The sequence below is a fragment of the Thermodesulfobacteriota bacterium genome, assembly GCA_034189135.1.
Lineage (GTDB): Bacteria > Desulfobacterota > Desulfobacteria > Desulfobacterales > JAUWMJ01 > JAUWMJ01.
In genome coordinates this window covers 74,799-86,271 of record JAXHVO010000065.1, presented here as the reverse complement: position 1 = coordinate 86,271, position 11,473 = coordinate 74,799, and the positions used below count along the sequence as shown (strand labels likewise).

Sequence of the window (11,473 nt, the reverse complement as noted above, 5' to 3'; positions counted from 1 at the left end):
TAACACATACCGAAAGTAAATTGTTTGGATGTTAAAATTTATGTGGTTAAAATTTCCTCTGATCGTCTGATCAGGTTCTCAGCCTGCCCCTGTATTTTTTCTAACTGGGCCTTTGCGTTTTCATCAAGCTCAGTCCAGTTTTTAAAAATCTGGCCGACTTCCAGAGATCCTAAATAGACATTGGTTTCTTTTGATATTTCGAGTTCAGACGTGTCCGTCTTTATCAACATTTAAATTACCCTCCGTTTATACTTTACCTTTTTGTAATGCATATTTTATAAATTTTTTTTCAGCAATCGGATAATCTTTTTTAGAGTAATACTTTAGATTTTCTGAGATTCGGAATTTTCTCTTATACTTGTCTAACAATAATTGAATACCTGTATTTTCCATAAGGTTTTTCCCCATGTTTACCTCCCAAGGCTATCTGGTATCGATTACTGTATATAAGTCAAAATTGTAGCAATAATCGGGCCAAAAAAACCTATTCGTACGATTGACGTAATATCAGACAGTTAACAATCAGCAAGCAATGTCTGTTTTAATTATTGTGAAACGAATACCAGATAAGTATGAAAAGTTTTTCATATATTTTTTTGTGGTTTTTAATTTTAAGATGGAATTTCATCTGCATTTAGAGATTATCAGTTTTCCCTTATTAAAATCTCCATGTATTGGTACCTTAAGTGTATATTTTATGATTTTAGCGGCAAAAAAAATAATCGGAGAAATCAGATCCTGCCATCAATGGCAGAAAAGACCTTAAGGAGTGTCCCGCTGTGCGGGGCTTTAAGCCTAAATCTTAGCACTCTTCAAGTGAAACGCTCAACTTTTCCGGCTTGTCCGGATTAGGGGTTATGCCATATTTTTGACAGAATAAATAAAAAACCGTTGGGCACTGTTATATAACCAAATGAAATTATAGCTATTTATTTATAACAAACTTCCTGGCATAAAACATGCATATATTTCTAAAAGGCCGGATTATAGCTCTGATGGTTTCGTAAAAAGCTAAAACAATAATTCTTATTATAAATGCAGGACCTGTCTTTCCACCTTTGGACAACGCCAATTATGTCAAAATCGAATACGGGGATAGGATTTAAAAGTGCAGAAAAATAAACGGGGAACTGAAATTGAAGCACAATATATAAGCCCCATATACGATGATCGGGAAGAGCTCATCCAGCGCCTGAAGTGGATGAATAAAATTCGCAACCTGGTGGCAGCAGGTCTTTTCCTTTTAACCGCGGGTTTATACTTGTATTTCTATTTTTATGAACCTGAAGAAAAAATAATCTTTTTTTTTCAGAAACGATTGCTTATCTGGACGCTGATTGTCGAATTCATCGAAGCCTTTATAAACACCCCCTATTCTTTTCTAATCAAACGTTTTAAGAATATTGAATTGTTCGGTACCGTTCAGGCCACCCTGGATATGTTGCTGATCACTGCTTTTACCTATCTTTTCGGCGGAATAGATTTTCCGGTTTCTATTGTGATTTTTGCCTTTGGCATCGCTTTAATCGGTTTCATTTTTTATAAAGGAATGGCTTACTGGCTGGCTTTCGTCAGTTCAGCAGGCTATAGTTTTATTGTGTTCGGCCAATATTTTAACTGGATACCGGTGATCCGCACTTTTCAGTGGGAACTCGATATTTTTGAGCAAACCGTGTTGGTCATCTTTAATATTACTGCATTTTTTTTAATGGCTAATTTCAGCGGCGATGTAGTTGACATGCTGAAAAACAAAATACGTTCGTTGCGACACGTGCTGGAGGAGCGGGACAAACTCCATATATTACAAAAAAAGCTTTTAGCCGATCTTCATGAAGCCCAGGCTATTTCTCACATCGGAAATTGGGAACTCGATTTAAATACTCGCACCGCCATTTTAAGCAAAGAGGTTGCAAAAATTTATGGAATAACCTCGAAGAGCGAATTAGTACCTATGGAAGAATTTATTAAACATGTACACCCTGATTATGTTTCTTTAGTTACTGCCGAGGTTGACATGTTCTTAGAAGGAAAAAAACAGCCTGACGTTCAATTTCAGATTATACGCGACGACGGAGAAATACGCTGGGTGCACTGGATCGGCAAAAGCGAGCCGAAAGAATCAAATAACAAAATACGAATGGTCGGAACAGTGCAGGATATTTCAGACCAAAAAAAATCGGAGGAAGCCTTGTCAACTTCCCTGCGGGAAAAAGAAGTTCTGCTAAAGGAAATCCATCACCGCGTAAAAAACAACCTGCAAATCATCTCCAGCCTGCTTTATTTACAATCAAGGAATATTGAAGATGAAAAAACAGCCTCACTGTTCACAGACAGCCGCAACCGGATTACTTCCATGGCTCTGATCCATGAAAACCTGTACCGTTCCGATGATCTTGCAAATATTTCGATAAAAGAATATATTTATACTTTAACCACCGAAATAGTAAGCTCCTATAAGCAGGAAGGTCGTACCGCTAATTTACAATTAGATATTGATTCGGTTCCCTTAAGCATAGATAAGGCCATCCCTTGTGGACTGATTATAAACGAACTGGTTTCAAACATCATGAAATACGCTTTCCCCAACGACGCTGTATCGCCCGAAGACAATTCCTCAGAAACCGGATTTATGCAAATTCATGTATCCTTAAAGCAGACGAATGCAAAACAGATACAGCTGATTGTTAGTGATAATGGCAAAGGTTTCCCGGAAAATATCGACTTCCGCGAGACCACATCCTTAGGTCTGCAGTTGGTAAATTCGCTTGTCGACCAATTGGATGGGGAAATAAACTTGAAAAAAGAAAACGGAACCAAATTTGAAATTTTATTTTCTTAAGAAAAAATGGAGCAAATATGGATGCTAAAACTAAAATTTTAATCGTTGAAGATGAAAGCATTGTCGCACTGGAGATCAGAGACAGGCTGTTGAAAATGGGCTATTCGGTACCGGTGGCGGTCAATTCCGGCGACCTGGCAATTCAAAAAACCAAAGAAATTCATCCTGATCTGATACTTATGGATATCATTATTAAAGGAAATAAAGACGGTATTGAAACTGCCGGATTGATTAATGAAAAATATGATATTCCCATTATCTTCCTTACGGCGCATTCGGATACTAAAACATTACAACGTGCCGCAGAAAAAACACCTTACGGATATATTTTAAAACCATTCAAAGAAAGAGAGCTGCAGATCACGATTGAAATGTCGCTCCAGCGGCACAAGCTGGAACTTGAACTGAAAAATAATAAAAAATGGCTTTCTATTATCCTAAGCAGCATAGGTGAGGGCCTTGTCGCAACCGGGCCGGACGAAATAATAGAATATTTAAACCCTGTAGCGGAAAAACTCATAAATGTGAATCAGGGAGATGTTCTTAACAAGCACATTAGTGAAATAATCCGGTTTTCCTGCGCGAAGACTAAAAAAAAATTTGGCGATCTTCGTGATATTTATAAATATCAAAAGGAAAATCCTCAATTTCTTCAAAACGTACAACTTTCTGCACAAAACGGGCATACCCTTCCCATCGATTTTACGATATCGCCCATCGGCGGAGAAAACGATACACTCAAGGGGTTTGTGTTTATATTTCGTGACATAAGCGAAAAAAAGAAAATGCAGGAAGAACTAATTAAAGCGCAAAAATTGGAATCGCTGGGTGTTTTGGCAGGAGGGATTGCTCACAATTTTAATAACATTCTCACGGCAATCCTGGGTAACATTTCTCTCGTTAAAATGACTTCGAAATCCTCGCATGAAACAGAGGAAATGCTTAAAGAGGCAGAGAAGGCAACGTTTCGCGCTCAAAAGTTAAGCAACCAGCTGCTTACTTTTTCCAAAGGCGGTTCGCCCTTTAAAGAAGAGACGGATATGAATAAATTTATTCATAAAAGCGTTGATTTTGCCTTGCAGGGCTCTCCCATTCGCGGTCGTTTTAATTTGCAACCCGATCTCTGGAAAGCGGAGATCGATATAGACCAGTTTGGACAGGTCTTTACCAACCTGACATTGAACGCTATATACTCTATGCCCGACGGCGGTCAAGTATGGATTGCTTCTGAGAATCTTTACGGGAAAGAAGCTAAAGAGATTAAAACCGCACAACTGTCTTCCGGAAACTATATTAAGATCATCATCCGCGATGAAGGTATCGGGATCCCTCCGGAAAACATAAAAAAAATATTTGACCCCTTCTTTACAACCAACACGCTTGGACGCGGACTGGGTCTTTCTGCCGTTTATTCGATTATAGAAAAACACGGAGGTTGCATAACGGTTGATTCGCGCGTTGACGAAGGCTCTGTTTTCACTGTTTACTTGCCCGCCACCGTTGAGTCAGTAGTTACAAACACCACCAGGAATTTTGATGTCCAACTGTCAGGCTGCGCTCTGGTTGTGGATGATGAAGAAGCAGTTCGTAATATTACCGGGGAATTTTTAAAAAGATGCGGCATGGAAGTATGCTTTGCTGAAGAAGGCAAAGAAGCAATCGGGTTATTTAAGCAAAATTATGAAAAAGGTAAACCATTCGATGTCGTAGTGCTGGATCTTACCATACCCGGAAGTATGGGAGGAAAAGAGATTCTATCTGCGCTTTTAAAGATCGATGTAAATGTGAAAGCCGTTGTTTCTAGCGGATATTCAAACGACCCCGTTTTAACCGATTACTCAAAATACGGTTTTAAAGGAAAAGCAGTTAAGCCTTTCAGCTTTAAGAGCTTTATCAGTATTATTAAAAATGTGCTGGATGAAAAATAAGCTCATTTACATTTTGTAAACATCTCTCAAATACAAGTATCGTACCCCGAATTTTCTGAAGCACTACGGTTTATGATAGAAAAATTAATCGGCAGCGGTGAATACTGGGTTGGCCGTTCTAATGATGTGGTTTTTTCCGCCTATCTGGGCTCCTGCGTCGGCCTGGCAGTCATTGATGAGAAAGCCCGCATTGGCGGTTTATATCATATCCTCCTGCCCAGGCCGGCAGGGTCGGCTCCCGATAATTTATTCAGATATGCTTCTACAGGGCTGCCTCTCTTTTTCAAAAAAATATTTGATTCGGGTGCTAAAAAAGATAATCTGCAGATTATGGCAGCCGGTGGCGCACTTGTAGGAAGCGTCACGATGCAGGACTTGCAACTGAATATCGGCGGTGAAATTACGGAAATAGTTATGGAATATCTCGGCTTCTCGAATATAGAGCATGTAAACTCTGAAACCGGGGGATATTTTAGCTGTTGTTTGAAATTAGATATGCAAAGTTTGAAGATTTCCGTTGAGCCCTTGAGATTGCCGGAAAACAGGGAAGCCGGTGAATACAAAAAATTAGATAAAAAAGGACTCGAAGCCGCTATAACACACGTGCGGCCCATACCCCAGACCGCATTGAAAATTATGCGCATGCTCCACAGCGGTGATAATAAGATAAAGGAAGTTGCCGAAGAAGTAAGACAAGACCAGGTTATAAGCGCTAAAGTGCTCCAGTTTTGCAATTCTTCTTATTTAGGCTTAAGTATGCGGGTTGAATCGATTGACCGTAGTATTGCTCTTTTGGGTGAAAAGAAAATTCTACAGTTGATCTTGTCTGTTTACACTGAATTGTTCTATGAACAATCGCAGGGCGGTTATTCGCTGAGCAGAGGCGGACTGTTTCACCATGCTGTCGGCACGGCAATTACCGCCCAGAAAATAGCTGAATACTGCAAAGCGGTTCGACCTGACGTGGCTTACACCGCAGGCCTGCTTCATGATATAGGCAAAACTGTTTTAGATCAGCTGGTGGCTGAAGAAAACTCTTATTTTTACCGGCGAATGTTTGAAGATGACAAATCGCTCATCGAAACGGAAAGGGAACTTTTCGGAATCTCTCATGCTGAAACCGGTCGAATGCTTGCCGAACGCTGGGAGCTTCCGGCAAGCTTAAAAGAAGTAGTCGCTTACCACCACACTCCGCATAAGGCATCAAATTATCCGGAATTAACACATCTAATCTGCCTGGCAGATCTTTTAATGACTCGTTTCCGGGTGGAATTTGAATTGGAACGAATGAAAACAATTGATATTAAACTGACTTTGATGATATTAGGATTGACAGCAAAACAACTACCGGAGCTGATTGATATAGTGCCCTGGCAGTCTTTCGGATTTAATAATTAATAGAGACTCCTGCTTGTATTGACATGTTTAATGAAGTCTTTTTATCAACGTTGGAGCTTAAAATGACCGAAGATAAATATAAAACCGAAAAACAACTATTAGAAGAATTATCGAAACTGCGTAAATCCGAGCAGTTTTTTCGTAATATTGCTCTTTGCTCAGGCGACTGGCTTTGGGAGTTTGACCGCGACTGCGTTTATACCCACGCAGCAGGTTCAAAGGCGAATATACTGGGTTATTCAGATGAAGAAATTGTCGGAAAAACACCTTTCGATTTAATGCCGGATGATGAAGCTGAAAGGGTAAGGGCGATTTTTGTTAGTTTAATGCGGAAGAAAAAACCGATTGTTGATCTTGAAAACATGAATCTGACGAAAAAAGGCAAAAAAGTTCATATATTAACTAACGGACTGCCCATGCTGGATGATAATGGTAAATTGCTTGGATACTCCGGAGTAGATAAAGATATTACAGCGATAAAAGGGACCGCGGAACAGATTGATTCCGGGGAAAAAAAATTAGAAGCGCTGATCGAAGCAACAGGAACCGGTTATGCTATTCTCGATATAAAAGGAAATGTTATAGAAGCAAACTCTGAATATACCCGACTATCCGGTTTTACAAATGCCGAAGATATAAAAGGCAAAAATATTTCACATTGGACTGCCGGCTCTGATCAGGAAAAAACCCAAAAAGCGATTCAGGAAGTAATCTCAAAAGGTGTTGTCAGGAATCATGAAGTCGATCATATACTTAACAACGGCACAATCATTCCGGTTGAAGTCAACGCGGCGCTGATAGAAACGTCGAAAGGAAAACAAATCGTAGCCCTTTTGCGGGATATAACCGGACGCAGAAAGATGGAAGATGAACTCAGGGAAAGCGATAAAAAGTTTCGTGAATTTGTCGAAAACCTGCCCCAGACTGTGTTTGAAATAGATAATGAAGGTATTATTACATTTGTTAATAAAAATGTTTATGCATTATTTGGATATACTGAAAATGATTTAAAAAACAAAATCAGCATTTTTCAATTAATTCATCATGATTATCATGCAAAAATAGAAAAGAAGATTGTGCAAATACAAAAAGGGCAAATTGTTAAATCAATAGAAATCATAGCACAGCGATCTGATGGAAGCCCTTTCCCGGTTCTTGCCTTCCCCTCGTTAATCATTAAAAACAACAAAATTGCCGGTATTCGAGGTATTATTGCGGATATCAGCGAACGTAAAGAAATAAAAAAAGAATTAGCCGAACAGCAAAAATTTTTAGGATATTTAATAAACAGCATGCCCGGTATTTTTTATGCTTTTGGCCGGGACGGCAGGTTTTTATATTGGAATGAAAATTTTGAGAAAATAACCGGTTATTCCAGGCAGGAATTTCAATCAATGCAAATGCTCGACTTCTTTTCAGGAATAAGTAAACAAAACATTGCCGAAGGTATGGAAGATGCGTTCAGCAAAGGCTACGCCACGCGGGAGGAAGTGGTTACAACTAAAGTCGGCCGGCAAATACCTTTTTTTCTAAACGGAAAACTAGTGGTGTTTCAAAATAGGGAATATCTTATCGGGCTCGGAATCGATATCAGCGACAGAAAAATACTTGAAGGGCAATTGCGCCAGGCGCAGAAGATGGAAGCGGTCGGCACACTGGCCGGAGGTGTGGCCCATGATTTTAACAATCTTTTATCAGTAATCAACGGCCACAGTGAATTAGCCTTAATGAAAATTGACGACACTCATTCTCTTTATAAAGATATCAGTTCAATTAAAACAGCCGGCGACAAAGCGGTAAACCTGACCAGGCAGTTACTGGCCTTCAGCCGTAAGCAGGTATATAAATCTGAAGCATTAGACATCAACCGGGTAATTGCCGATTTAACAAAAATGCTGAGGCGCCTGATTGAAGAAGATATCAGCGTTCAAATGGAATTGATTCCTGATCCGCCCATAATTATGGCCGATCCCGGTCAGATCGAACAGATTTTAATCAACCTGGTTGTAAATGCCAAAGACGCCATTAACACTAAAACGGATAAAGCCTCTGAAAAGAAAATAACAATCGAAACAAAAAAAATGTATGTTGGTGGAGAATATATCGATCAACATCAGGGCATTACGGAAGGTCATTATCTCATGTTTGCCGTCAGCGACACCGGAATCGGCATGGATGAGGATACTAAACAAAAAATATTCGAGCCCTTCTTTACAACCAAAGGTATCGGAAAAGGAACCGGCCTGGGCCTGGCTACGGTTTACGGTATCGTAAAACAAAATGAAGGCAGCATTTACGCTTACAGTGAACCGGGAAAAGGGACAACATTCAAGATTTACTGGCCGGCAACTGAAGCAAAAGCCGAAAATAATTCTAAAGAGCAAATCAGTACAGAAGCTATTTCGGGTTTTGGCGAAACTATTTTGATTGTTGAAGACGATGAAGGTGTGCGAAATTATACCGTTACAGTTTTGAAATCTTTCAAATACCGGGTTTATTCAGCGAAAAACGGCAGCGCTGCTTTAAAATTAATCGACAAGGAACAAATTAAACCTGATTTGCTTATAACCGATCTTATTATGCCGGAAATGAACGGAAAAGAGCTGGCTGAGAAATTTAGTAAAATTTTTCCGGAAGCCGGGGTGATTTTTATGTCCGGGTATACGGATAATCATATTGTTCATCAAGGTGCATTAAAGAACGATGTTCATTTCATCCAAAAGCCTTATGCCACTGATGAATTTGTACAGACAGTCCGCCAGGTACTGAATCACGAGGTCGATAAATGATTATTAAGCTCCTAAAATACAAATGGTTTTAAGACTATCAATTAAAAATCCTCTTTTCAGCCTGAGGCGATGATTACCAATATTCCTGCCAAATTTCTGTATCAAGAGATAGAATCATTCTTTTTTATTGATTTTTATTATTATATGTGGTTATTATTTCGGTTTGGTCAGATTGTATCTGACTACGATTTTATGGATATTTTAATTGTAAATTGTCCTGCACCAGAAAAATCATTGAAAGGTAACAAAGGTAACAGATGAAGAAAGTTCTAGTTGTATATTTTTCTCAGACTGGTCAATTAACTGAAATTGTAAAATCTATCCTGTCGCCTCTGGAGAAGAGTCAGGATGTATCATTGGTTTTTGAGGAGCTAAAACCGAAAAAAAAATTTCCCTTTCCCTGGACCAGTCAGCAGTTTTGTGATGTTTTCCCCGAATCATTCCAAGAAATTCCCTGCGAACTTGAACCTTTTAACTTTAATGCAGATGATAATTTTGATCTCATTGTTCTGGCATATACAGTCTGGTATATGTCCCCTTCCATACCCGTAACCGCTTTTCTGCAATCCCCCGAGGCTCAAAAAGTCATAAAGAACCGACCCGTGGTTACCGTGATTGGATGCCGCAATATGTGGCTGCTGGCACAGGAAAAAGTGAAAACCCGGATATATGATATGGGGGGCAACATTGCCGGAAATATCGTTTTAATGGATAAGGCCAAAAACCTGGTCGGCATTGCGACCATAGCCTATTGGATGTTCACCGGGAAAAAAGATCGCTGCTTAAAAATTCTTCCCCGTCCTGGTGTATCGGATACGGACATTAAAGATGCAAAACGGTTCGGTCATATCCTGCTAAAAGGACTAGCAAAAGATAAAATAGACATAGACCAGGCGGTATTAAACAAACATGGAGCCATATGCGTGCTTCCTTCTTATATTATCTTTGAAAAAAGAATTTTGAAAATATTTAACATCTGGTCAAATTTTATTCGACAAAAAGGGGGCCCGGGTGACCCGAACAGGAGCTTCAGGGTTCGCCTTTTTCTTTATTATCTGATAGTTGCCATTTTTTTAATTGCTCCTCTGGCAACCCTTGTTTCCTTTGTAGCCCGTATCGTCAACAGAAAAAAAATAAAAGAGGCGGTTGAATATTTTTCTCAAAACTCATTAAAACATTGACAATGAAAGACAAGGTAATAAATTATCAGGCAAGATTAATGGTGATGCATTGGTAAGCAGCCAAATTCATCTGGTTTTATAATAAGGATTGAGTAATGAACGTTTATATTAATGATATAACTGCATTTTTACCCCATAGCCCCGTAAATAACGATGAGATTGAGGACGTGCTTGGCAGGATAAACGATATCCCTTCGAGAACAAAAAGGATCATGCTTAGAAATAATAAGATTGAAACCCGCCACTATGCCATTGATCGAACAACAGGGAAACTGACACACACAAATGCCCAGCTTGCTGCGGAGGCGGTTCGCAAACTCAATCCTTATCAAAATTTTTCCATAGATGATATTGAATGTTTGAGCTGCGGAACGACGACTCCCGATCTTTTATTCCCCGGCCATGCGCTTATGGTGTTAGGTGAACTTGGATTGCCCCCCTGTGACGCAGTAACCACTTCGGGCATATGTATTTGTGGCATGACGGCACTAAAATATGCCTTTATGAATGTAGCGACAGGTAGTACAAAAAATGCAGTGGCGGTCGGTTCAGATCTGGCTTCATCCTACTCAAGAGCAAAATTTTTTGCTGCCGATATAGCTCCCAGCGACGACCTTGAAGAAAAACCGGTACGTGCATTTGATGCGGAATTTTTAAGATGGATGCTTTCAGATGGCGCGGGTGCAGTATTTCTCTCAGGGGAAAAAAACCAAGATTGTATTTCATTAAAAATAGACTGGATAGAAAATATTTCGTACGCGGGGCAGCTGGAAACCTGCATGTATGCGGGTGGTGTGAAAAATGAAGACGGAACCATGACCGGCTGGAGAGAAACGGAATCAATCGATCCTGTGGCTGAGCCATACAAATTTTTAATAAAGCAGGATACAAAACTGCTTGCTCAGGAAATAGTTAAAACAGCAATGGATAAAGCTCTGGCAAGCGTGGTAAAGAAACGTAAAATTAAACCTGAACAGATCGACTGGTTCCTTCCTCATTATTCTTCGGGGTATTTCCGGGATAAATTTTACAACGGTATGAAAAATATCAATTTTGAGATCCCGTATGAAAGATGGTTTACCAATCTTACCCAAAAAGGAAACACGGGAAGTGCCTCCATCTATATCATAATGGAAGAGCTCTTCCATTCCGGCAAGTTAAAAAAAGGCCAGAAACTGCTTTGCTTTATTCCGGAAAGCGGACGTTTTTCCCACTGCTACATGATGCTTACTGCCATATAGTGAGATTTTTGGAAAACACCACTTATGGCCTCCAAGCTGTTCTCCTCTCACCCATGCAGGTTCTATCGGTGACCAGAGAGAAGACAGGAGATGGATT

At 39.7% G+C, this 11,473-nt stretch carries 8 protein-coding genes; 6 read left to right on the top strand and 2 right to left on the bottom strand.

The annotated features are described in order from the left end of the window. Positions 1-38: 38 nt before the first annotated feature. Together SWH54_09650 and SWH54_09645 are read right to left on the bottom strand one after the other, a co-directional pair. Entirely contained in the window at positions 39-230 is a 192-nt protein-coding gene (locus SWH54_09650; GenBank protein MDY6791520.1) for a hypothetical protein, read from the bottom strand. A gap of 16 nt (positions 231-246) precedes the next feature. Further along, a complete protein-coding gene (locus tag SWH54_09645) occupies positions 247-408 on the bottom strand; it encodes a hypothetical protein (GenBank protein MDY6791519.1) in 162 nt (53 codons plus the stop codon). 700 nt (positions 409-1,108) lie between these two features. On the opposite strand from SWH54_09645, the gene SWH54_09640 reads away from it, so the two are divergent. The 6 genes from SWH54_09640 to SWH54_09615 all read left to right on the top strand — a co-directional run bounded on the left by SWH54_09640 (position 1,109) and on the right by SWH54_09615 (position 11,376). After that, on the top strand, positions 1,109-2,839 hold the full coding sequence (locus SWH54_09640; protein ID MDY6791518.1) for a histidine kinase dimerization/phosphoacceptor domain -containing protein: 1,731 nt from the start codon (positions 1,109-1,111) through the stop codon (positions 2,837-2,839). Between the two features lie 17 nt (positions 2,840-2,856). Next, positions 2,857-4,767, top strand: a complete 1,911-nt coding sequence (locus SWH54_09635) for a response regulator (protein MDY6791517.1) — start codon at positions 2,857-2,859, stop codon at positions 4,765-4,767. A 72-nt stretch (positions 4,768-4,839) separates the two neighbouring features. Next, positions 4,840-6,165 (top strand): HDOD domain-containing protein, encoded by a 1,326-nt coding sequence (locus SWH54_09630; protein ID MDY6791516.1) that lies wholly within the window; start codon positions 4,840-4,842, stop codon positions 6,163-6,165. Between the two features lie 62 nt (positions 6,166-6,227). Further along, positions 6,228-8,954 carry a PAS domain S-box protein gene (locus tag SWH54_09625; protein MDY6791515.1) on the top strand — a complete coding sequence of 909 codons (2,727 nt, stop codon included), beginning with the start codon at positions 6,228-6,230 and terminating at the stop codon, positions 8,952-8,954. 257 nt (positions 8,955-9,211) lie between these two features. Further along, positions 9,212-10,135, top strand: a complete 924-nt coding sequence (locus SWH54_09620) for a dialkylresorcinol condensing enzyme DarA (GenBank protein ID MDY6791514.1) — start codon at positions 9,212-9,214, stop codon at positions 10,133-10,135. A 95-nt stretch (positions 10,136-10,230) separates the two neighbouring features. Next, the gene (locus SWH54_09615; protein ID MDY6791513.1) at positions 10,231-11,376 is read left to right on the top strand and encodes a beta-ketoacyl-ACP synthase III; all 1,146 of its coding nucleotides are present in this window, start codon (positions 10,231-10,233) and stop codon (positions 11,374-11,376) included. Positions 11,377-11,473 lie beyond the last annotated feature (97 nt).